This window comes from Stenotrophomonas sp. B1-1, assembly GCF_010894375.1.
Classification (GTDB): domain Bacteria; phylum Pseudomonadota; class Gammaproteobacteria; order Xanthomonadales; family Xanthomonadaceae; genus Stenotrophomonas.
Genome location: NZ_JAAIUZ010000020.1, coordinates 1 through 22,218, shown reverse-complemented (window position 1 = coordinate 22,218; position 22,218 = coordinate 1). Strand labels below are relative to the sequence as shown.

The window sequence follows — 22,218 nt, the reverse complement described above, 5'->3', positions numbered from 1 at the left end:
GCCAGGCGTGGCCAGGTGTACGGGCTCGTTGGGGGCAACCACCCCCACCAAGGTGGGGGACTACGCGGTGCGGGCCGCGACCGTTGGTCGTGGCCGGCTTCTTACTGGGCCGGCACGCCCATTTCCTTCAGCAGCTCCGGCGCCGGGTAGACCTTGGCCAGCAGCCAGCGCAGGTAGCGCATGTCCACGTGCACCGCACGCTTGTAGCGCGGGTCGAACCACCAGCTGGCGCTGACCGATTCCCAGTTGCTGTCGAAGTTCAGGCCGATCAGTTCGCCCTTGGCATTGAGCACCGGCGAACCGGAATTGCCGCCGGTGGTGTCCAGGTTGGTCAGGAAGTTGACCGTCTGGGTCTTCAGCGCCGGGTCGGCGGTGCTGCCGAAATCGCCCTTGGCGATGGCCGCCAGCAGCGGCTTGGGCGCGTCGAAGGGATAGGCGTTGGTGTTCTTTTCGACGATGCCGGCCACGGTGGTCACCGGCGAATAGGTCACGCCATCACGCGGGTGCAGCGCCTCGACCTTGCCGTAGCTGATGCGCAGGGTGCGGTTGGCATCGGGGTAGACGGCGCGGCCCTGCTTGGCACGCCAGGCGAACAGCGCCTGCATGTAGGCCGGGCGCAGGCGCAGCTGTTCGCCCTCGCGGGTCTTGCTTTCGTTCTCGATGCGCAGCTGCGCGGCCACCAGCGGTCCGGCCACGGCAATCAGCGGGTCGGCGGCAAGGGCCTTGCCTTCGCGGGCGGCGGCGAAGCGGCTCAGGCGCTGTGCCTCGTCACCCAGCTGGGTGCTGGCGTACAGGGTATCCAGGGCCTTGGCCAGCTGTTCGGGGGTACGCCCGAAGGCGGTATCGAACTCGGCCACGCGCTGCGCGTCCGGCAGCTGCTGGTAGCGGGTCAGCAGGCTGCCCAGCAGGGCCTTCTCGACCTCGGGTGCGTAGCGGCGCTGCACCTGCTTGAGCACGCCCTCGATCATCGCCTGGTCGCGCTGCTGGAAGCCGGTCTCGCGCTGCGCATCGGGCTTGGCCGATTCAATGCGCAGGCGCTCCAGCAGCAGCGCCGAACGCAGCAGCTGGGTCTGCAGGGCCATCTGGTCCAGTAGCAGGTCGCGCTCGCCCACCGCCGCACCCTGCGACAGGTTGGTCAGCAGCGCCTTGATATCGCCCTGGTAGCGGCGGTCGGTGGCGGCCAGCATGGCCGACTCGTCGGCGGCGCGCTGGGCCTTGGCGTCGCTGCGCAGCAGGCCTTCCAGCTCGCCGGCGGCGCGCTTGCGGTTGTTCTTCAGCGACTGAAGCTGCGAGGCGTAGCGGGTACGCGCCTGCGCATCCTTGGCCGTGGCCGCTTCGATCGTGTCGATCATCTGCTGGAACACCGATACCCGGCGCGGCAGCACGGTGTCGATCTGGCCAGCGAATTCGGCCGCCGTGCGGTGGCGGTAGGTGATGCCCGGGTAGCCGGCCAGCATCGCGTAGTCGCCTTCCTTGGGGCCTTCCAGCGACATCTGCAGGTGTGCCGGCGCCTGGTAGGGCACGTTGTCCTTGCTGTACGGGGCCGGCTTGCCGTCCTTGCCCACGTAGGCACGCAGCAGGGTGAAATCGCCGGTGTGGCGCGGCCACATGAAGTTGTCGATCTCATCGCCGTAATTGCCGATCGCACGCGGCGGCGCGTAGACCAGGCGCACGTCGCTCAGTTCCAGCTGGGCGATGCGGTAGAAATCGGTGCCGTAGTACATGTTGGCCACCGAGCAGCGCACGTTGCCGGTCTTCTCGCACTCGGCCACGATCTGCTTGCTGGCCGCATCCACCGCGTCGAAGTACGCACGGCCGGTCTTGCCACGGGCCTGGGCCAGCACCTGGTCGGTCACCTTGTCGAAGCCGACGGTCACCAGGACGCGGAAATCCGGGTTGGCCGGGCGCTCATCGGCGCGGCCCTGGGCGATGAAGCCGTTGTCGATCAGGTTGTGCTCGGGCGAGCTGTTGTACTGGATCACGCCCATCGCCACGTGGTGGTTGGTCAGCAGCAGGCCATCGGCCGACACGAACGAACCGGTGCCACCGCCGGCACGCACCACGGCGCTCAGCGGCGGCGCGGTCACGTTGGCCAGGTCGGCCGGATCGCCCTTGAAACCGGCCGCCTGCAGCGGCTTGGCCAGGTCGGGCAGCTGGGTCGGCATCCACATGCCTTCATCGGCGTGGGCACCGGCGGCCAGGGTCAGGCCCAAGGCCAGGGCGGCAGGAAGGGTTTTGCGGGCAGACATCGGCACTCCGGCAATACAGAACAGCCGGGGACCATAGCCGCTGGGGCAGGCCGGGGCAACGGCCGATGGTTGGGTGGCGGCGTTGCACCCGGGGTCAGAGCCCTTTCGTTGAAAGGGATCTGACCCCGGCATGGCGTGGCTCTACTTCTCGCGGCGCCAGTTCAGCGAGCCGCGGTTTTCCACCGTGCTCGATTCCACTTCCACGTCGAAGCCGCGGCTGAGCAGGTACTTCAGGGTCAGCACCGACCCGCTGCCGACCATCGATACGCCGTAGCCCACGTACAGCTTGGGCGAAATGTACTTGCCAAAACCAATCACCGAACCGCCCAGCGCGCGCGACTGGCTGACCCCGGCATCATCCAGGCCCAGCTTGGCGCCCAGCTGCGAGGCCAGCAGGCCGCTGCCGGCCGACAGCGCGGCCGAGGCGGCGGTGACCTGCTGGGTCTGGTCGCTGCTGGCATTGGTCAGACTGCGACCGAGCACCAGATAAGCCAGCGCCTCGGACTGCGACATGGCCGGATCGGACCAGACATCGGCACGGGGTTGCTGGGCGCGCCCGGTCACATCGATGCCCGCGGTGACATCGCCAATGCGGCGCTCGGCGCGGATGTTGATGCGCGGGTCGGACACCGCGTTGTAGTTCCAGTTGAGGTTGCCGCGGGTGATGGTCAGGTCCTGGCCATAGGCCTTGTAGCGGCCACTGACTTCCAGGCCGCCGTTGGCGGTCATCTCGCGGCCCGGCCGCGCCCACACCTGCATCTTGCCGGTCAGCGCGCCCTTCAGGCCGAACCCGGTCATCTTCACCTTGTCGCCCAGGCTGACCGTCAGGTCCATGTCCAGCGGCGAGGTGCGCGATTCCTCCGGGTCGGCCGGGTCCAGCACCACCACGTCTTCGGACACCGACGTGCCGCGGTCCAGGCGTTCCAGATCGATGTCGGCCTCGGGCACGTGCACGGTGCCGCGCAGTTCCATCGCGGCCTTGGCCAGGGTGAAATCGAGGTTCGGGTTGGCAATGATGCGCAGTTCGCTGGTGTTGGACACCAGCACGTTTTCGCCATGGATCTTCAGCTGCAGCGGCTGGGCATCGCCGAACCAGGACAGACCGCCGTCCACGTACAGGGTGCCCTGCCCCGAATTGGCCTGCGCGGTGATCTTGGCCGAGCCATCGGGCTGGGCGACGAAGCTGCCCTTGCCCTGGTCGAGGGTCAGGCCCAGCGCCGGGAATTCACCCTTGAAGTTGCTCAGCTGCGCGTCACCGCCCAGCGATGGCTGGCCACGCGTGCCGCGCAGGCTCACGTGGCCTTCGATCAGGCCGGTGGGGCGCACGATGTCCGGCGAGAAAAGCTCCAGCCAGTACAGCCGCGACATGTTCATGTACAGCTCGCCGTTCAACGGCGCGCTGGCTTCCCAGCCGGTCTGGAATTTCGCATCGACGAAGCCGTTGCCCTGGAAGCCCAGGCCCAGGTAGCCCTTGATGCTGGCCGGGGTCATGTCCAGCTTCACCGAGAACTGGTCGTAGCGTGCCAGTTCACTGCGGTTGGCATTGGCGCCGGTGCCGGTGTTGCGGTTCTCGCCCAGGCGCACGCCGCCTTCCGGCGAACGCACTTCCACGTGGCCCTCCCAGGCGTTGCCGCGCGGGCGGATCTGCGCATCCAGGGTCAGTTCGCCACGCAGGTAGATGCGGCGCCCCGACTGCGGCGGCAGCCACGGCTGCACCAGCGACAGCGGCAAGGCATCGCCGCGCACCACCAACCCTTCGCGCGGCCAGTTGGCCTGCGCGCACAGGGCGCCGCCGGTGGCCGCGGCCAGGCAGGTGTCGGCCAGCGTGTAGGTGCCGCCGTTCACCGCGAAGGCGGCCGGTGCACGCAACGCCCAGGCATCGCCCTTCACCGGCGCGATGCGCAGGGTGGACAGTTCACCGCGCCATTGCGCGCCCTGCTGGCGCACGCTGCCCTGCAGGTCGATCGCGCCCAGTTCGTTGTGGGTCTGCGCGCTCAGGCGCAGGTTGGACACGCTGCCCTGCGCGTCGACGGCCAGGCGTTCCAGCAGCATGCCGGCGTTGACCTGTTGGCCCTGGATCGACAGGCGGCCGGCGTCGCCGCGCCACGGCAGGTTGCCCTGGATGCTCAGGCTCTGCGCGCCGTAGCCGTCCCAGTTGATGTTGTTGCCCACCAGATCGGCACGGATGTCCGGCGCGTCGCGCGGACCGGTCACCTGCACCTGGCCGCGCAGGCCGCCATCGGCGCCCGGCAACAGATCGCTCAACTGCAGCGGCTCGAAGCGCGCATCGATATCCAGGCGGTCGCCCACCTTGCCCTTGGCGGTGACCCGGCTGCTGCCGATCGCCAGCGCCAGTTCACCCTGGCCCTGCGCGCCCTGCAGCGCGAACTTGCCCTTGGCATCCACGTTGCGCTGGCGCAGGGTGCCCTTCAGTGCTGGCAGATCGACGGTCGCTTCCAGGGTGGGCGCCGTACCTGCGGCGGCGCTGGCCGGCGGCGGCACCTGGCGGCCCTTCGAGGCAAGGTTGCCCGAAAGCCGACCATCCCAACCCGGCAGGAAGTAGCCCGGATCGAAATCCTTAAGGCTGGCCTTGGCATCCCAGTCCAGCTGCGGTGCCCAGGCCACCTGGCCTTCCACCTGCAACTGGCCACCGGGGGTCTGCGCCACCAGTTCGCGGATCGAAGCGGACTGGTCGTTGCCGCGTACATCGAAGCGCAGGTCGGCACGCTTCTGCTCGCGCTCGATCTGCGCACGGCCAATGGCCGCCCACGCCTTCAGCGTACCGGCCAGGCCGAAGCGCGCTTCCTGCAGGGTGACCGGCACCGGCGCACTGCCGGCGGTGTTCGGATCGGGCTCGGGCACCCAGGTCAGGTTCCGCGCAATCACCGAGAAATTCAGGGTCTGCTGGTCCGGGTTGCTGAAATCGGCGGTGCCCTGCAGGCGCGCTTCACCGCCCAGGCCCTTCACCACCAGCGGCGACACCTTCAGCACCTGGTTTTGCAGCGACACCACCGACGGCGCCAGCTCCACTTCCTGCGCCCCCTGCTTCAGCTTCCCGTTCAGGTTGGCCTGGCCGCCCTTGCCGGCGGCGGTGAAATCCAGCGACAGCGGAGCGATGGCCGATGCGGCCAGCGCCGGCGACAGCAGCGCCAGATCCAGCTCATCGCTGCGCACGCTGGCGCTCCACGTCGGATCGGTGCGGCCATCGAACACCAGCATGGCCCGCAACGGCTTGGGCGCGCGGCCGGCCACGCCCACTTCCATGTGCGCCAGGTTGCCGCGTGCAACCAGGCCCAGGGTGGCCGCGGTGCGACCGCGCGGGGCCGGCAGCACGGCGGTCACGGTCACGTCGGTGTCGTAATCCTTGGCCGGAATGTAGCGCCCCTGGGCAGTGAAATCGCCCATGTCGCTGTCCACCACCAATTGCCGGGCCTGGAATTCGCCGTTGGCGATCTCGATGCCGCCGCGCACGCGGGCGATGTCGATCAGCGGCTCATTGGCCTGGGTGATGCGGAAGCCGTCGATGGCGATCACATCGGCCTGGATGGCCAGCGGCATCTCGATCTGCGGCAGCGAATCGGGCCACGACGGCATCTCGAACGGCTCATCGCTCTTGGCCAGGTTCAAGGTCGCGTTGGTCAGCTCCAGCCGGTCCAGCAGCAGCTTGCGGCCCAGCAGAGGGCGCAGGTCCGGTTCCAGGTGCGCACGCTCGGCGTGGAAATGGATGTCGTCGTAGCGGAAATCGACGTTGTACAGGGTCAGCGGGCCGGCGACCGGGCCATCCACCTTGTCCCAGGTGAAGCTGGCGCCCACCGGCAGCCGCGCGACCACCTGCGCCAGCAGCACGTCGCGGCCGGCCACGGTCTGCAGCAGCCAGTAGACCGCCAGCAGGGCCAGCAGCACCAGGCCCAGCACGCCCACGCCCGACCAGGCCCAGAAACGGCGACGACGGTAGAAACGCACGCGCGGTGGCGGGCTGCCCGCAGGTGGATTCGGCGTGGGCGCGCTCACAGGTCCGCTCCGATGTTCAGGTACAGCTGGAACTGCGAATCCGGATTGTTCAGGCCGTGCGCGATATCCACGCGCACCGGGCCCACCGGCGATTTCCAGCGCACGCCGAAGCCGACGCCGGTGTGCAGGTCAATGGTGTTGTCGAATGCACTGCCGGTGTCGACAAATACCGCCGCGCCCCACGGGCCGCCGTTGAAATAGTGCTCGTACTCGGCCGAGCCGATCACCAGGTTCTTCGCACCCAGCGCGTACTTGTCCGGCGCCGGCGTGCGGGGGCCGACTTCGCGGAACGCATAGCCGCGGATGCTGCGGTCGCCACCGGCGAAGAAGCGCAGGCTGGGCGGCATGGCCACCAGGTCGCTGGTCCAGGTGGTGCCGCCTTCGCCGCGCAGGATCAGGCGGTTGCTTTCACCGATGGGGATGTACCAGCGCAGCAGCAGGTTGGCCTGCACGAAACTGGTGTCCGAGCCGGCCCCCTCCACGCCGCCGCGCAGGGTGGCGCTGCCACTCACGCCGCTGCGCGGGAACAGTTCATCGTCCACGTTCACGTAGTCGGCCACCAGCTGCGGGTAGACCAGCGTGGAGGTGTTGTACACCGCATCGGTGAACTCGGTGCCCGAGGCGTAGCGCCAGCGCTCGCGCAGCGCGTTGATCGAGGCGATGGCCGTCCAGTGTTCGTTGATCTCGCCACTGCGGCTGGCGATCAGCTTGAAGTTGCGCAGATCGATGTAGTCGGTCTGCTCGTCATAGGCGCTGGCGGTCAGTCCATACCAGCCATCCAGCCACTTGAACGCCGGCACACGGTAGGTGCTGACCAGGCTCTTGCGCTTCTGCGCATAGTCCAGCTGGGTGTTCATCTTGTGGCCGCGGCTGTTCAGGAACCGCCGCTCCACGCCGCCGCGCACACCGGCGCCACTTTCACTGCCGTAGCTCAGACCAGCGGTGTAGATGGTGCGCTTGGCGCGGGTCAGCTTCACGTCGATCGGCACTTCGCCGTTGTCGTCGGCCTGGTCCGGCCGCGGCTGGATGTCGATCACGCTGAAGTAGTCCAGCTTGGTCAGCGATTCGCGCAGGCGGTCCAGCTTGCCTTCGTGGAAGTAGCTGCCCTGTTCCCAGTACACCAGCGGGTCGAACAGCTTGTCGACGAAGTAATCCTGCTCGAAGCGCACCGGTCCCATGTTGTAGCGGCGGCCGCTGTCCCAGGTGAGGTCGATGTCGGCGGCGTTCTCGGCGCGGGTGATCTGCACCTGGCGCTGGGTGTAGTCGGCATCGAAGTAGCCGCGCTCGGCCAGGCGCCGGGTCACGGTGATCTTGCTGGCTTCGTACTGGGTATGTTCGAAGCGCTGGCCCTTGCGCGGCTTGAACGCGGCCAGGTCATCCTGCAGGTACTGGTCGTAGGTGGCCGGGCCGGTGATGTCGATGTGCTCGCGGCGCACGGTTACCGGCGGGCCCTTTTCCACGTGGATCACCACCCGCAGGTGTTCGTCCTGGCGTGGCGCCTCCACGGTGATCACCGGGTTGTAGTAACCAAAGGGCTCCAGTGCCTGGCGGGTCTGCCGCTCGGCCTGCGACAGCAGGTATTCCAGGCGCGATTCGCCCTGTTCCTTGCCGATGGTTTCATAGAGCGACAGCGAGACCTCGATGTTCTCGATCATCTCGGCGTCGTCGCCCTTGTCCAATCCCTTGATTTCCACCTTGTCGATGGTGCCGCGCGCGTGGGCGGACGAGGCCACGGCGAAGGACAGGAGCACCAGGGGCAGGGCGTAGTTCTTTGGCTGCATGCGGCACAGCATACCGACCGCGCGTGACGATGCGAAATGCAGCGCGCGAATCGGGATCGGTTGTTAAGTGGCAGTCAAAATGCGCGCCTTTGTGCGCATCATCGGCACGATAACGACAACGCCGGGCATGGCCCGGCGCTACCTGTTCCAGTAGATCCACGCCATGCGTGGATGGGGGGCGGCCCCGGTCAGCTCGACAGATGCTCGATCGCCGCGACCTTGCCCAGGCGCTCGCCCAGCAGGGTCAGCAGCGCCAGGCGGTTGCCACGCAGGGCCGGGTCTTCGGCATTGACCATCACGCCATCGAAGAAGGCATCGACCTGCGGGCGCAGGCGGGCCAGGCGCGCCAGCACGGCCACGTAATCCTTGTGGTGCAGGCTGGCGCTGGTGTCGTCGATGGCCGCGGTCACGGCCTCGGCCAGCGCGCGCTCGGCGTCTTCCTGCAGCAGCGACGCGTCGATCTGGCCCGGGATGTCGCCTTCGGCCTTGCGGAGGATGTTGCGGATGCGCTTGTTGGCCGCGGCCAGCGCCTCGGCTTCCGGCAGCGCGGCAAACGTGCCGATTGCGTCAAGGCGGCGGTCGAAGTCATACAGCGAGGCCGGCTTCAGTTCGGCCACGGCGTTGAAGTGGGTGGCCGGCACGCCCTTGTCGCTGTAATAGCCCTTCAGGCGGTCCAGGATGAAGTCGTACAGCTCACCCACGTCGGCCTGCACGTTGCGCGCGGCCAGGCCGGCGTTGGCGCTGGCCAGCAGCGCGCGCAGGTCCAGCTCGAAGCCGCTTTCGATGATGGTGCGGGCCAGGCCCAGCGCGTTGCGGCGCAGGGCGAACGGGTCCTTGTTGCCGGTCGGCTTCAGGCCTGCGGCGAAACCGCCGGCCAGCGTATCCACGCGCTCGGCAATGGCCAGCACCTTGCCCAGCGGCGACAGCGCGATGTCATCGCCACCGAAGCGCGGCTGGTAGGCCTCGTCGATGGCCAGCGCCACCTCCGGCGATTCGCCACCGGCCACCGCGTAGTGGCGGCCGGCAATGCCCTGCAGTTCCGGGAATTCATTGACCATGCGCGACTGCAGGTCGTTCTTGGCCAGCTGCGCGGCGCGCTTGGCCAGCAGCGCCTCGGCGCCCACCTGCGGCGCAATCACCTCGGCCAGGGCCACCACGCGTGCCACCTTGTCGGCCACGCTGCCCAGCTTGGCCTGGTAGGTCACCGTCTTCAGGCCCTCGCCCATCGCTTCCAGGCCTTGCTTCAGGTCTTCGTCGAAGAAGAACTTGGCATCGGCGAAGCGCGGGCGGATCACGCGCTCGTAGCCCTTGGCCACTTCGGCCACGTCCTTCGATTCGATGTTGGCGATGCCGATGAACTTCTCGGTCAGCTTGCCGCTGTCATCCAGCACCGGGAAGAACTTCTGGTTGATCTCCATGGTCTCGATCAGCGCTTCCTGCGGCACCGCCAGGAACGCGCGCTCGAAGCTGCACAGCACCGCCGACGGCCACTCGACCAGGTTCACCACCTGCTCCAGGTTGTCTTCGGTGATGCGCGCACTGCCGCCGGCAGTACCCGCAGCGGTCTCGACCTCAGCCACGATGCGCTCGCGGCGCTCGGCCGGGTCGACCAGCACCTTGGCCGCGCGCAGCGATTCCACGTAATCCTGCGGCTGGCTCAGCCACACGGTCTTGTCGTGGTGGAAGCGATGGCCGCGGCTCATGCGGTCGGCCTTCAGGCCGAACAGTTCGGCCTCGACCACATCGGTACCGTGCAGCAGCACCAGCCAGTGTGCCGGGCGAGCGAAGCCCCACTCGTGGTCACCCCAGCGCATCGGCTTGGGAATGGGCATGGCCGCAATCGCCTCGCGCAGCACCTCCGGCAGCAGCGCGGCAGTGCGCGCACCCGGGTTCACCGCACGGTGCACGAAGCGTTCGCCCTTGTTGTCGGTGGTCTTTTCCAGCGCGGTCCAGTCGATACCGGCCTTGGCCGCGAAGCCCTGCAGGGCCTTGGTCGGCTGGCCTTCGGCATCCAGCGCGATGTTCAGGTACGGGCCCAGCACTTCACTGCGCTGTTCCGGCTGTTCCAGGCCCACGCCGGGCAGCAGCACGGCCAGGCGGCGCGGGGTGGACAGCGGGCGGGCATCGCCCAGTTCCAGTTCGACACCGCGCTTGCGCAGGCCATCGACAACGCCGTCGAAGAAGGCCTGGGCCAGGCCCGGCAGCGCCTTCACGGGCAGCTCTTCGGTGCCCAGTTCGATCAGCAGGGGGGACAGTTGGCTCATCGTTTCAATCCTGTGGTGGGGGCGCAGCGCGCAACGCGTCCGGCGCCCGGAAGTAGTGGAAAGCGCGGCCCTCAGGCCTTCTTCGCGCCCGGGAAGCCCAGCTTCTCGCGCTGCTCGTAGTAGGCCTTGGCCACCGCCTGGGCCAGCGCGCGCACGCGCAGGATGTAGCGCTGGCGTTCGGTCACGCTGATCGCGCGGCGCGCATCCAGCAGGTTGAAGGTGTGGCTGGCCTTCATCACCTGCTCGTAGGCCGGCAGCGGCAGGTTCACTTCCACCAGCTTCTGCGCCTCGCGCTCGCACGCATCGAAGCGGTGGAACAGTTCTTCCACGTCGGCGTATTCGAAGTTGTAGGTGCTCTGCTCCACCTCGTTCTGGTGGTAGACATCGCCATAGGTCACCGGCTGGCCGTCCGGGCCGTAGGTCCAGACCAGGTCGTAGACGTTGTCGCAGTTCTGCAGGTACATGCACAGGCGCTCGAGACCATAGGTGATCTCGCCCAGCACCGGGCGGCATTCCAGGCCACCGGCCTGCTGGAAGTAGGTGAACTGGGTCACCTCCATGCCGTTGAGCCAGACTTCCCAGCCCAGGCCCCAGGCCCCCAGGGTCGGCGATTCCCAGTTGTCTTCCACGAAACGCAGGTCATGCACCAGCGGGTCGATGCCCAGCGCCTTCAGCGAATCCAGGTACAGCTGCTGGATGTTGTCCGGCGCCGGCTTCATCGCCACCTGGTACTGGTAGTAGCGCTGCAGGCGGTTCGGGTTCTCGCCGTAGCGGCCATCGGTGGGGCGGCGCGAGGGCTGCACGTAGGCCGCGTTCCAGCCTTCCGGGCCGATCGCACGCAGGAAAGTGGCCGGGTGGAACGTACCGGCGCCCACCTCCAGGTCGAGCGGCTGGATGAGCACGCAGCCCTGCTGGGCCCAGAACTGGTTCAGGGTCTGGATCAGGCCCTGGAAGGTGATCGGTACGGTCGGGGTCGCGGACATGCGGACGATTCTTGGCCGGCTGAGGGGTGCGCTAGTATAACGGCCGACCTGCGGGGCATTCCGTACCCGGGAGGAGCAGGCAGATGGATCACCGGCTGCCGGTGGGGAGTTCGGGTGATTCGGCCGCGGTACCGCTGCCGCCAGGGCGGCTGCAGTTCGAGCAGGTGGCCGCCGCCGTGCTGGCCGATGGCCTGGTCGCGCCACAGGACCGCGAGCGCGTGCGCTTTTCCGCACAGGGCGCGCGCAATGCCAGCGAAGTGCATCCGCTGGTGCTGCTGTCGAACCTGAAACTGGCGGCCAGCAGCGGCGGCGAACTGAGCCTGGAACGGCTGACCGAATGGCTGGCCCAGCGTAGCGGCTGCCGCTACCTGCGCATCGACCCGACCCGGGTGGACGTGGCCAGCGTGACCGCCGTGGCCTCGCACGCCTATGCGCGCCGCCATCGCTTCCTGCCACTGGCAGTGGACAGCGAACGGGTGCTGGTGGCCACCAGCGAACCGTTGGCGCAGGAATGGCGCCGCGACCTGCAGCACCTGACCCGGCGCCAGATCGAACTGGCGGTGGTCAACCCGCTGGACCTGCACCGCTACACCATGGAGTTCTTCGGCGTGACCCGCTCGGTGCGCGGCGCCCGCGGCGACGTGCGCGGCGAAGCCAACGCCACCCTGCCCAGCTTCGAGCAGCTGGTGGAGCTGGGCCGCACCGGCGACGTCAACGCCGACGACCAGCACATCGTGCACATCGTCGATTGGCTGCTGCAGTACGCCTACGAACAGCGCGCTTCGGACATCCACCTGGAACCGCGCCGCGAGATGGGGCGCATGCGCTTCCGCATCGATGGCGTGCTGCACAAGGTGTTCGAGGTGCCGCCGGCGGTGATGACCGCCGTGGTCAGCCGCATCAAGGTGCTGGGGCGCATGGACCTGGCCGAGCGCCGGCGCCCGCAGGACGGCCGCATCAAGACCCGCTCGCCGGGCGGGCGCGAAGTCGAAATGCGCCTGTCGACCATGCCCACCGCCTTCGGCGAGAAGTGCGTGATGCGCATCTTCGACCCCGATGCGGCCTTCAAGAGCATCGACCAGCTCGGCTTCAGCCCGCAGGAAGCGGCCGGCTGGAACGCGCTGGTGGAGCGCCCGCACGGCATCGTGCTGGTCACCGGGCCGACCGGTTCGGGCAAGACCACCACCCTGTATTCCACCCTGAAGCGGCTGGCCACGCCGGACGTGAACGTGTGCACGGTGGAAGACCCGATCGAGATGATCGCCGCCGAGTTCAACCAGATGCAGGTGCAGACCAACATCGATCTGGATTTCGCCGCGGGCGTGCGCACCCTGCTGCGGCAGGACCCGGACATCATCATGATCGGCGAGATCCGCGACCTGGAAACCGCGCAGATGGCGGTGCAGGCCTCGCTCACCGGCCATCTGGTGCTGTCCACCCTGCACACCAACGATGCGCCCTCGGCCATCACCCGGCTGCTCGACATCGGCGTGCCGCACTACCTGCTGGCCTCCACCCTTAACGGCATCCTGGCCCAGCGCCTGGTGCGCACGCTGTGCCCGCACTGCAAGCAGCCGCACACGCTGGGACCGGCCGATTGGGCGGTGCTGGCTGATAGCCATGCAGCATATCCAGATGCCGCCACGCCCTGTCGGCCGGTCGGTTGCCTGGAGTGCCGGCGCACCGGTTTCCTTGGCCGCATCGGGCTGTATGAGTTGCTGCCATTGGGTTCGCGGCTGCGCGGGCTGATCCGCGCGGACATGGATCTGGCCGGTTTCAGCCGGGCCGCGCGTGCTGAAGGATTGCGAACCCTGCGCCAGGCTGGGCTTGAAAAGCTGGGCTTGAAAAGGTGGCGCAGGGGCTGACTACAATCGAGGAAGTCCTGTCAGTCCTGCCGCCCCCGGATGAATCCAGCGCCCTTCCTGATCCTTGAAACCGGCCGCCCGGTGCCGACCCTGCGCCGCTACGGGCGTTTTCCGCACTGGATCCGCGTGGCCGCCGGCCTGGACGAACGGCAGACCGTGGTGGTCGATGTCGAACACGGTGCCGCCCTGCCCGACGCACGTGGCTTCGCCGGCGTGCTGGTCAGCGGTTCGGCCGCCTACGTGACCGACCGTGCCGAATGGAGCGAGCGCAGCGCGGCCTGGCTGCGTGCGGCCGCGCATGATGGCGTGCCGGTGTTCGGCATCTGCTACGGCCACCAGCTGCTGGCCCATGCACTGGGCGGGGAAGTGGCCTACAACCCGGCCGGGCGCGAATCGGGCACGATCGAACTGGAGCTGGACCCGGCCGCCGCCGAGGACCCGTTGTTCAGTGGGCTGCCGCGCCATTTCGCCGCCCACGCCACCCACCTGCAGACCGTGCTGCGTGCGCCGGAAGGTGCCGCCGTGCTGGCCCGCTCGCCGCTGGATGGCTGCCATGCCTTCCGCTGGGGCCGGCAGGCCTGGGGCGTGCAGTTCCATCCCGAATTCGCCACCCACCACATGCGCGGCTACGTGCGCGCCCGCGCCGACTGCATCGGCCGCCACGGCGGCTGCGCACGCAGCGTGGAACGGGCGGTCAGCGCGGCACCGCTGGCGCGCCAGCTGCTGCGCCGTTTCGTGCGCCAGGCCCGGCTGTCTTCAGCCCAGCCGGTGGCAAAACAGGGATAATCGGCGGCACGGGCCCCGGCCCGGCCCCCTTACTGTCCTTCCCGGATGTCCATGAAAGAGATTCGCAAGCTGCCGGCTTCGGCGGGCGCCCAGTGGTTGCTGGATACGTTCTCCCTGTACCGGCGTGCGCCGCTGCAGCTGGCCCGGATCGGCCTGACCTGGATGCTGGTCAGCTGGGTGGTCACCCTGCTGTCCACGCTCATTCCTGGCGCGGCGGGGCTGGCGGTGCAGCTGATGACCCTGGCCATCTCGCCCATCATGTTCGGCGGCATGCTGTACGCCGTGGGCGAGATCGACGAAGGCCGCCCGGGCCTGGCCACGCACCTGCTGCAGCCGATCCGCGACCACCGTGTCAGCCACCTGCTGGTGCCGCTGGCGATCCAGGTGCTGGCGGTGCTGCTGCTGGGCGTGCTGCTGTACCTGATGATCGGCCGCGAGGGCTTTGCCGCCTTCAGCGAGGTCATGAAGCGGATGGAAGAGATCGGCCAGAGCGGGCAGCAGATCAGCCCCGATGATGCCGCCGCCCTGGTGGCCAACCTGCCGGCCAAGCGCATCGCGCTGTGGCTGCTGCTGGTGTTCATCACCGCCATCGGCCTGACCCTGGCCATGTTCACCCAGCCGGCGCTGGTGGTGTTCGACAAGCAGAGCGGCATGCACGCGCTGCGCCTGAGCCTGCAGGGCTGCGTGGAAAACCTGGGGGCGATGGTGGTGTTCGCGCTGCTGGGCGTGATCGCGTTGTTCTGCGGCTACATCGCCTTCGTCATCGTCATCCAGCTGGCCATGCTGATCGGCGGCCCGCTGGCTGCCGCGTTCATCGCCCAGCTGGTGCTGACCACCGTGCTGATGCCGCTGTACGTAGGCGCCGTGTACGCGGCCTGGAAGCAGATGTTCGTGCACCGTGGCAGCCGCGCGGTACCGCCGATCCCGGCCACGCCGCCGGCCAACGACGTCTTCCACGCCTGACCTGCACCGCAGTAGATCCACGCCATGCGTGGATGAAGCGGATCAATGAAGAGCGCCGGGCAATGCCCGGCGTTCGCGCATCAGGCGGCCGGTTTCTTCGCCACCGACGACGGCACCAGCCAGCGTGCGGCGTGAATGCCCAGTTCGTACAGCAGGCACATGGGAATGGCCAGCATCAGCTGTGACACGACGTCCGGCGGGGTCAGCACGGCGGCCACCACGAAGATGCCGACGATCGCGTAGCCGCGGCCTTCCTTGAACTGCTGCGGCGTCACCCAGCCCAGCAGCACCAGGATCACCATCGCCACCGGCAGTTCGAAGCTGCCGCCGAAGGCGAAGAAGATCGCCAGCACGAAATCCAGGTAGGCATTCGCATCGGGGGTGAGCGCGATCACTTCCGGGCTGAAGGTGGTCAGGAAGTGGAACACCGCCGGCAGCACCAGGAAGTAGGCGAACGCGCAGCCGGTGTAGAACAGCAGCACCGACGACACCAGCAGCGGCACCGCCAGGCGCTTTTCGCGGGCGTACAGGCCGGGCGCCACGAACGCCCACAGCTGGTACAGCAGCCAGGGCACGGCCACGAACAGGGCCACGAAGAAGGTCAGCTTCAACGGCGCGAAGAACGCACCGGCCGGATTGGTGGCGATCATCGTCTGCCCGTTCGGCAGCTGCGATACCAGCGGATGCGCCAGCGCGGTGTACAGCTTCTGGGTAAACGGCAACAAGCCCAACAGCACCACGCCCAGGCCCAGCAGCGCACGCACCAGGCGCGCGCGCAGTTCAACCAGATGCTCGACCAGCGAGCTTTCGCCGAAGTCCTGTTCGCTCATGGCTGGCGCTCCGGCGGTGTGGCCGGCGTCGCGGCGGCGTCTGTCGCGGGCGTGGCATTGGCCGGGGTTGCCGACGTATCCAGCAGATGCGGCGGGGTCTGCGCTGCGGCCGGTGTCGGCGCCCGCACTTCGTCGGCCAGCGCATCGCCGTGCTGCTGCGCCTGCGTGGCTTCGCGGCGCACCGCTTCACCACTGGCGCGCAACTGGCTTTCGGTGTCCTGCATGCTCTGCCGCACGTCCTGCATCTGCCGCTTGATCTCCTCGGCGTGCAGTTCGCGTTCCAGCTCCTGCTTCACCGAATCCCACTGATTGCGCGCACGGCGCACCCACAGGCCGGCGAAGCGGGCCGCCTTGGGCAGGCGCTCGGGACCGAGCACCACCAGGGCGACCACGGCAATCACCAGCAGTTCGCTGAAGCCAATATCAAACACCGTGACCGCTCCGGATCAACGCGGGGTGCGGTCGTGCTCGTCCTGCGCGGTGCGCGAGGCGTCCTGGCTGCGCGATTCGTCGCCCAGCTGCGCGGCGGGCTTGTCCTCGTCACGCATGCCCTTCTTGAATTCCTTCACCGCCGAGCCGAGATCCTTGGCGCCGCTGGTCAGGCGCTTGGTGCCGAACACCAGCAGTACGATGGCCAGTACGACCAACCAGTGCCAGATGCTGAAACTGCCCATAAGTCGCTCGTTACGTTAGTGATCAGGCTGTCGAGCATAGCGCACCGGCCGTAAGCCGGCGCGCGTGACGAAAGTCAGTTGCCGCCCAGCGTCTCGGTGCGGATTTCACCGTCGCCCACCGGCTGGAAGCCCTGCTGCTGCGGCGGCGGGTTCTGCGGCACGTTCTGCAGCGGCGCGGTGGTCGCTTCGGCCGGCGGCGCCTGAACAGGCGCAGGCTGGCTGCTCTGCGGCGGCGGCGGTGCGCTGGCAGTGGCGCCATTGCCGTTGCGGTTGTTGCGCGCGGCGTAGGTCGCCTCTTCCAGACGGTCGCGGAAGGCGACCACGTCCATCGACGGCGCGCCCACCGCGCGCCCTTCGAAGATCATGCGCGGGGTGGTGTTGCTGCCGTAGGCATCCAGGTTGGCGGCATCATCGATCTGCAGCACCGCGCCATCCAGGGCCACGCCGGCGAACAGGCCGCGCGCGCGCGACCACGACCAGATTTCCGCCTTCAGCTGGCCGTCGGTGGCGGCGGCCGCGTTGCGCCCTACCGGGCCCGCAGCCACGCCGGCATCGGCGCCCAGGGTGAACTTGCCGTTGACCAGATTGTCCAGGCTGCGGTCGTTGCGGAACACCAGCACCACGTCGGACGACTGCACACCGGCCTGGAAGCCGATGCTGCCGCCGGTCAGCTTGATGAATACCGGGTTCGACCAGGCGCCGTTGGGCATGCGCACCGACATCAGGCCGTGGCCGCGGCGGCCACCGATGACCAGACCGGCCTTGATCGTGTCGGGAATGACGATGACCGCGCGGCCTTCGTCCAGCAGTTTGTCCGGAATTCCCTGCTCGGGGATTTCCTGGATTTCAGCCAGCACACGCACCGCGTTGCGGGCGCGCTGGTCTTCCTGCGGTCCGGCCATGGCCTGGCTGGAAAGCAGGCTGGCGGCGATCAGCAGGGCTTGGATCGGGCGACGCATGGCAGGCTCCAGAAGTCAGTCCATAGGAAGATATAGCAAGTGACTGAAATTAGTAGTGTTGCGATGAATCGCCAATGAGCGCGCGCCGTGATCGGCAGTCGCAATCGGCACGATGCGCAGAAGCGATGCCGGCGGCACATCGGATCGGCGACAATGGTGCCCATGCTCGACGCACCCGATACCGCCGTGCTGGCGGTCAACCTAGGCACGCCCGAGACGCCGACGGCCCCCGCCGTACGCCGTTACCTGGCTGAATTCCTGTCCGACCCCCGCGTGGTCTCCATTCCGGCGCTGCTGTGGCAGCCGCTGCTGCGCGGGCTCATCCTGCCGCTGCGCAGCAGCCGTTCGGCCGCCAAGTACGCCCAGGTGTGGCTGCCCGAGGGCTCCCCGCTGATGGTCTACACCCGCCAGCTGGCGCAGGCCATGCAGGCCGAGCTGCCGCAGCTGCGCGTGCGCCACGCCATGCGCTACGGTGAGCCGGCGCTGGCCCGCGAACTGGACCGCCTGGTCAGCGAGGGCGTGCGCCGCATCGCGGTGCTGCCGCTGTACCCGCAGTACTCGACCACCACCACCGCCTCGGTGGAAGACCGGGTGGCCGACTGGCAGCGCCGCAACCCCGGCGTGCATATCAGCCTGGTGCAGGACTACGCCATCGACCCGCAATGGGTGGCCGCGGTCGCCGCGTCCATCCGCGCCTACTGGGACACGCATGGCCGCGGGCAGATGCTGATGTTTTCCTTCCACGGCATTCCGCAGCGACTGGCCGACGCCGGCGACCCGTATCCGCAGCGCTGCGAAGCCAGCGCCGCCGCCATTGCCGCCGCCCTGGGTCTGGGCGCGGACGACTGGCAGCTGGGCTACCAGTCGCGCTTCGGTCGCGAACGCTGGCTGCAGCCCTACGCCGAACCGCGCCTGTGGGAACTGGCCGAGGCCGGGGTGAAGAAGATCGATGTGGTCTGCCCGGGGTTCGCCACCGATTGCCTGGAAACCTTGGAAGAGGTGGCCATGGGCTTTACCGAAACCCTGGCCGAGCGTGGCGCGCAGATGCGCTACATCCCCTGCCTGAACGCCAGCGTCGACCACGCCCGCGCCCTGGCCCGGCTGGCCACGGCTGCTCTGGCATGAGCCTGCAACCGTTCGAACTGCACGTGGCCGGCGCGCGCGTGGCCGGCCTGCGCCAGGCAGGCCCCGGCCCCCGCGTGCTGGCCCTGCATGGCTGGCTGGACAATGCGGCCAGCTTCGTCCCGCTGGCCGCACACCTGCCGCAGCTGGATCTGGTGGCCATCGATCTGCCAGGTCACGGCCACAGTGCGCACCTGCCGCCCGGCGCGCCCTACACCACCCCAGCCGCAATCACCCACGTGCTGGACGTGGCCGATGCGCTGGGCTGGGATCGCTTCACCCTGATCGGCCACTCCATGGGCGCCGGCATCGCCAGCCTGACCGCAGCCGTGAGCGAACGCGTGCAGCGCCTGGTGGCCATCGAGGCGCTGGGTGGACTGCGCGGACCGGAAGAAGAAACCGCCGAACGCCTGCGCGACCATGTGCGGGCCAGCCGTGCGCTGGCGCGCAAGCAGTTGCGGGTGTTCGCCGACCTGGCTGCGCCGGTGCGTGCGCGCATGATGGCCAACCAGCTCAGCGAGGGCTGCGCGCGCCTGCTGGTGGAGCGTGGCGTGGAAGCAGTGGAAGGCGGCTATCGCTGGTGCAGCGATCCGCGCCTGATGCTGCCCACCGCCATCCGCCTCAGCGAAGGGCAGATCGACAACCTGCTGCAGGCCATTGCCTGCCCCACCCAGGTGATCTACGCCACGCCGGCGCAGTCGTACTACCCCGAACCGATGCGCAGCGAGCGCCTGCAGCACCTGCGCGACGGACGCCTGGCCGTATTCGCCGGCAACCATCACCTGCACATGGAACACCCCGCGCAGATCGCCGCGGTCATCAACGCCTTCCTCGGCGAGCCCAACGCCGGCTGACCCGCTGCATGCCGTTGCGCTTCACTGCGCGTAGCAGCGGCCGATAGAACAGCTGCGGGCCTTCTCGCCCGCGCTCCGCCTGCCCACCCGGGCCGGCGGCCTGTCCGGGTTCTGCAAGGAAGCACGCATGTCTGCACTGCTGCACCGTCATCCACAGGATGTGGCCACGGTGTTTCTGTTCCGCGCCACCTGTGGCGCCGCCTCCCCCTTTCCTGCCCTGCCGTGACCACGCATGTACGCGTGCCGCGCGGCAGGGTCGTTGCTGTTCGTTGAACCAGGAGTTGCCGATGTCTGCCGTACCCCCACCCCAGCGCGGTCATAACACCGCCCGCCCCCCATATCTGCAGGCGCTGGCGCGCCGCGCCGATCATCGCGTGCTGCTGCTCAGTGCCACCCTGGTCGTGACCGGCGTGGCCCTGGCGTGGCGCGGTTCACCGTTGCTGGCCACGATCATCGCGGCGGCGTGGCTGCCGTCGCTGCTGTTGGCCACCCGCTTTGCAGGCCAGCCGATCGCGCGCAACGGGCTGGCGGTGCTGCTATCCATGCAGCTGGCTGCCGTGTGTGCATCCATCGGTGTAGCCCCGGCGTTACCGCAGTGCGTGCTGCTGGCGTGCCTGCTGGCCTACCGCGACCGGGGCCCGCTGTGGTCGGCCGGTGCGGTGGGCACGCTGTGCGCGATGGTGCCTGCACTGCAGGCAGGTGCATGGATCCCGGCACTGGCGCAGGCCGCGCTGGTTGCCGCAGCAGCCGTACTGATGGGCCAGGCCGCACAGCGCCTGCGCCAGCAGACCGAGGCACTGGGGCACGGGCCACGCCGCCTGGCGGCGCTGGCGCGTGACATCGCCACCGGCGCCGACCTTGCCGCGCATGCCAACACGCAGGACTACCTGCCCGGCACCCTGGCTCATGCGCTGGCCGATACCGCGCGCCACGTGCAGGCGCAGCGCAGCCGCGACACGGCCCTGCACGCCGAGAACGCGCAGATCCGCCAGGCACTGGACGCCTCGCGCACGTCGATGATGATCGCCGACAACGATCACGTGATCCGCTACGTGAACCGCTCGGTGGTCGCCCTGCTGCGCAACCAGCAGGCCACGCTGCGCGAAGCCTTCCCGGATTTCGACGCCGAACGATTGGTAGGCACCAGCATTCACCGCTTCCACGCCAACCCCGATCGCATTAGAGCCATCCTCAATGGCCTGCAGGTGGCGCACAACGGCAAGGTCCGCATCGGGCCCGTGCACTTCGCCCAGGTCGTCACCCCCGTCTTCGATGCGCAGGGCACGCGCCTTGGCTTCGCGGTGGAATGGCACGACCGCACCCACGAGCTGCTGCTTGAGAACGCGGTGGCCGACATCGTCAGCGCCGCGGCCGCCGGCGATCTCGACCAGCGTCTGCGTCCTGCGGAAGGCGCCAGCTTCCTGGACGGGCTGACCGGTGGCATCAACCAGTTGCTGGAAACCGTCGGCAGCACGGTCGAAGAGGTGCGGCAGATGCTGGCGGCGCTGGCCCAGGGTGATCTGGACCGGCGCATGCACGGTGACTACCAGGGCGCGTTCGCCGCCATCGCCCGCGACGCCAACGCCACCGCGCAGCAGCTTTCCTCCATGGTCGGCCACATCCAGCAGTGCGCCGCGGCCATCAGCACCGCGGCCAGCGAGATTGCCGCCGGTAACGGCGCACTGTCCGAGCGCAGCGAACGGCAGGCGGCGCATCTGCAGGAAACGGCGGCGTCCATGGAAGAACTCACCGCCACGGTGCGGCAGAACGCCAGCCACGCGCGGCAGGCCAGCGAACTGGCCTCGTCCACCCAGGGCGTGGCCAGCGAAGGGGACCGCGCCATGCAACGCGTGGTGGACACCATGCAGGCGATCGAAGCGGCTTCGCGGCGGATCGGCGACATTACGGGGGTGATCGACGGCATTGCCTTCCAGACCAACATCCTGGCCTTGAACGCGGCCGTGGAAGCCGCACGCGCAGGCGAGCAGGGGCGTGGCTTCGCCGTTGTCGCCAGCGAGGTGCGCGTGCTGGCACAGCGCTCGGCCTCGGCCGCCCACGAGATCAAGGGATTGATCGATGAAGCCGGCCGCGAGGTAGGGGAAGGTGCGCAACTGGTTGCCGACGCCGGGCGGCGCATGCAGGGCATTGTCAGTGGCGTGCAGGATGTCAGCCAGTTGATGCAGGAGATCTCCGGTGCATCGCAGGAGCAGTCCAGCGGCATCGAGCAGATCAACCAGACGGTGGTGCAGATGGACCAGGCCACGCAGCAGAACGCCGCGCTGGTGGAAGAAGCCACGGCCGCGGCCCGCGAACTGCAGGCCCAGGCCGGCGCATTGACCGCCGCCGTGGCGGTGTTCCACCGCGATCGCGAACCGGCGTTGATTGACTGAGGCAAGGCCGAGGGGCGCGCCGCGCGCGCCCCTCGGTAGGTGCCAACCTTGGTTGGCACTGCTTTCCATCCACGCATGGCGTGGATCTACCAGGGTCAGCCTTGGTGGGTGCCAACCTTGGTTGGCACTGCTTTCCATCCACGCATGGCGTGGATCTACCAGGGTCAGCTCTGGTGGGTGCCAACCTTGGTTGGCACTCCATCCACGCATGGCGTGGATATACCGGGGTCAGCTCTGGTGGGTGCCAACCTTGGTTGGCACTCCATCCACGCATGGCGTGGATATACCGGGGTCAGCCCTGGTGGGTGCCAACCTTGGTTGGCACTGCTTTCCATCCACGCATGGCGTGGCTATACCGGGCGCTTCGTTTCGCGCAAAGAAAAAACCCCGCTGCGTGAGCAGCGGGGTTTTGGGTATAAACCCTGGCGATGACCTACTCTCGCATGGCTTGAGCCACACTACCATCGGCGCAGCTGCGTTTCACTTC

At 68.3% G+C, this 22,218-nt stretch carries 14 protein-coding genes and 1 pseudogene; 6 read left to right on the top strand and 9 right to left on the bottom strand.

Annotated elements, in window-relative coordinates:
- Positions 1-101 precede the first annotated feature (101 nt).
- The 5 genes from G4G00_RS15605 to glyQ all read right to left on the bottom strand — a co-directional run bounded on the left by G4G00_RS15605 (position 102) and on the right by glyQ (position 11,288).
- Entirely contained in the window at positions 102-2,249 is a 2,148-nt protein-coding gene (locus G4G00_RS15605; protein ID WP_164274890.1) for a S46 family peptidase, read from the bottom strand.
- A 141-nt stretch (positions 2,250-2,390) separates the two neighbouring features.
- Positions 2,391-6,260, bottom strand: a complete 3,870-nt coding sequence (locus G4G00_RS15600) for a translocation/assembly module TamB domain-containing protein (RefSeq protein ID WP_164274887.1) — start codon at positions 6,258-6,260, stop codon at positions 2,391-2,393.
- Positions 6,257-8,053 carry an autotransporter assembly complex family protein gene (locus tag G4G00_RS15595; RefSeq protein WP_108754629.1) on the bottom strand — a complete coding sequence of 599 codons (1,797 nt, stop codon included), beginning with the start codon at positions 8,051-8,053 and terminating at the stop codon, positions 6,257-6,259. The genes G4G00_RS15600 and G4G00_RS15595 overlap by 4 nt, the downstream gene beginning before the upstream one ends.
- Positions 8,054-8,229: 176 nt before the next feature.
- The gene (gene glyS, locus G4G00_RS15590) at positions 8,230-10,305 is read right to left on the bottom strand and encodes a glycine--tRNA ligase subunit beta (RefSeq protein WP_164274884.1); all 2,076 of its coding nucleotides are present in this window, start codon (positions 10,303-10,305) and stop codon (positions 8,230-8,232) included.
- A gap of 71 nt (positions 10,306-10,376) precedes the next feature.
- Positions 10,377-11,288 carry a glycine--tRNA ligase subunit alpha gene (gene glyQ / locus G4G00_RS15585; RefSeq protein WP_049430272.1) on the bottom strand — a complete coding sequence of 304 codons (912 nt, stop codon included), beginning with the start codon at positions 11,286-11,288 and terminating at the stop codon, positions 10,377-10,379.
- 83 nt (positions 11,289-11,371) lie between these two features.
- Here glyQ and G4G00_RS15580 point away from each other — a divergent pair.
- The 3 genes and pseudogenes from G4G00_RS15580 to G4G00_RS15570 all read left to right on the top strand — a co-directional run bounded on the left by G4G00_RS15580 (position 11,372) and on the right by G4G00_RS15570 (position 14,902).
- Positions 11,372-13,221, top strand: a pseudogene (locus G4G00_RS15580) (GspE/PulE family protein).
- The gene (locus G4G00_RS15575) at positions 13,193-13,939 is read left to right on the top strand and encodes a glutamine amidotransferase (RefSeq protein ID WP_108763257.1); all 747 of its coding nucleotides are present in this window, start codon (positions 13,193-13,195) and stop codon (positions 13,937-13,939) included. The pseudogene G4G00_RS15580 and the gene G4G00_RS15575 overlap by 29 nt, the downstream one beginning before the upstream one ends.
- Positions 13,940-13,990: 51 nt before the next feature.
- Entirely contained in the window at positions 13,991-14,902 is a 912-nt protein-coding gene (locus G4G00_RS15570; RefSeq protein WP_108754902.1) for a BPSS1780 family membrane protein, read from the top strand.
- A gap of 80 nt (positions 14,903-14,982) precedes the next feature.
- On the opposite strand, the gene tatC is transcribed toward G4G00_RS15570, so the two are convergent.
- The 4 genes from tatC to G4G00_RS15550 form a co-directional block, all read right to left on the bottom strand.
- Positions 14,983-15,732 carry a twin-arginine translocase subunit TatC gene (gene tatC, locus G4G00_RS15565; protein ID WP_108754634.1) on the bottom strand — a complete coding sequence of 250 codons (750 nt, stop codon included), beginning with the start codon at positions 15,730-15,732 and terminating at the stop codon, positions 14,983-14,985.
- On the bottom strand, positions 15,729-16,163 hold the full coding sequence (tatB, locus tag G4G00_RS15560; protein ID WP_108754635.1) for a Sec-independent protein translocase protein TatB: 435 nt from the start codon (positions 16,161-16,163) through the stop codon (positions 15,729-15,731). Before tatB ends, tatC begins: the two co-directional genes overlap by 4 nt.
- A gap of 15 nt (positions 16,164-16,178) precedes the next feature.
- Positions 16,179-16,406: a Sec-independent protein translocase subunit TatA gene (gene tatA / locus G4G00_RS15555; RefSeq protein WP_108751385.1), complete on the bottom strand. Its 228-nt coding sequence runs from the start codon at positions 16,404-16,406 to the stop codon at positions 16,179-16,181.
- 74 nt (positions 16,407-16,480) lie between these two features.
- The gene (locus G4G00_RS15550) at positions 16,481-17,365 is read right to left on the bottom strand and encodes a YSC84-related protein (protein WP_108754636.1); all 885 of its coding nucleotides are present in this window, start codon (positions 17,363-17,365) and stop codon (positions 16,481-16,483) included.
- Positions 17,366-17,527: 162 nt separating this feature from the next.
- Between G4G00_RS15550 and hemH the strand changes: the two genes are divergently transcribed.
- The 3 genes from hemH to G4G00_RS15535 all read left to right on the top strand — a co-directional run bounded on the left by hemH (position 17,528) and on the right by G4G00_RS15535 (position 21,731).
- Positions 17,528-18,490: a ferrochelatase gene (hemH, locus tag G4G00_RS15545; protein WP_108754903.1), complete on the top strand. Its 963-nt coding sequence runs from the start codon at positions 17,528-17,530 to the stop codon at positions 18,488-18,490.
- Positions 18,487-19,341, top strand: coding sequence for an alpha/beta hydrolase (locus G4G00_RS15540; protein WP_164274881.1), 855 nt, complete (start codon positions 18,487-18,489; stop codon positions 19,339-19,341). Before hemH ends, G4G00_RS15540 begins: the two co-directional genes overlap by 4 nt.
- Positions 19,342-19,628: 287 nt before the next feature.
- Positions 19,629-21,731, top strand: coding sequence for a methyl-accepting chemotaxis protein (locus tag G4G00_RS15535; RefSeq protein ID WP_164274878.1), 2,103 nt, complete (start codon positions 19,629-19,631; stop codon positions 21,729-21,731).
- Positions 21,732-22,218 lie beyond the last annotated feature (487 nt).

Bases quoted from the DNA above. Each gene is read 5' to 3' on its own strand.
- G4G00_RS15605 (WP_164274890.1), bottom strand. From the start codon at position 2,249: ATGTCTGCCCGCAAAACCCTTCCTGCCGCCCTGGCCTTGGGCCTGACC.
- G4G00_RS15595 (WP_108754629.1), bottom strand. From the start codon at position 8,053: ATGCTGTGCCGCATGCAGCCAAAGAACTACGCCCTGCCCCTGGTGCTC.
- glyS (WP_164274884.1), bottom strand. From the start codon at position 10,305: ATGAGCCAACTGTCCCCCCTGCTGATCGAACTGGGCACCGAAGAGCTG.
- glyQ (WP_049430272.1), bottom strand. From the start codon at position 11,288: ATGTCCGCGACCCCGACCGTACCGATCACCTTCCAGGGCCTGATCCAG.
- G4G00_RS15575 (WP_108763257.1), top strand. From the start codon at position 13,193: ATGAATCCAGCGCCCTTCCTGATCCTTGAAACCGGCCGCCCGGTGCCG.
- G4G00_RS15570 (WP_108754902.1), top strand. From the start codon at position 13,991: ATGAAAGAGATTCGCAAGCTGCCGGCTTCGGCGGGCGCCCAGTGGTTG.
- tatC (WP_108754634.1), bottom strand. From the start codon at position 15,732: ATGAGCGAACAGGACTTCGGCGAAAGCTCGCTGGTCGAGCATCTGGTT.
- tatA (WP_108751385.1), bottom strand. From the start codon at position 16,406: ATGGGCAGTTTCAGCATCTGGCACTGGTTGGTCGTACTGGCCATCGTA.
- G4G00_RS15550 (WP_108754636.1), bottom strand. From the start codon at position 17,365: ATGCGTCGCCCGATCCAAGCCCTGCTGATCGCCGCCAGCCTGCTTTCC.
- hemH (WP_108754903.1), top strand. From the start codon at position 17,528: ATGCTCGACGCACCCGATACCGCCGTGCTGGCGGTCAACCTAGGCACG.
- G4G00_RS15540 (WP_164274881.1), top strand. From the start codon at position 18,487: ATGAGCCTGCAACCGTTCGAACTGCACGTGGCCGGCGCGCGCGTGGCC.
- G4G00_RS15535 (WP_164274878.1), top strand. From the start codon at position 19,629: ATGTCTGCCGTACCCCCACCCCAGCGCGGTCATAACACCGCCCGCCCC.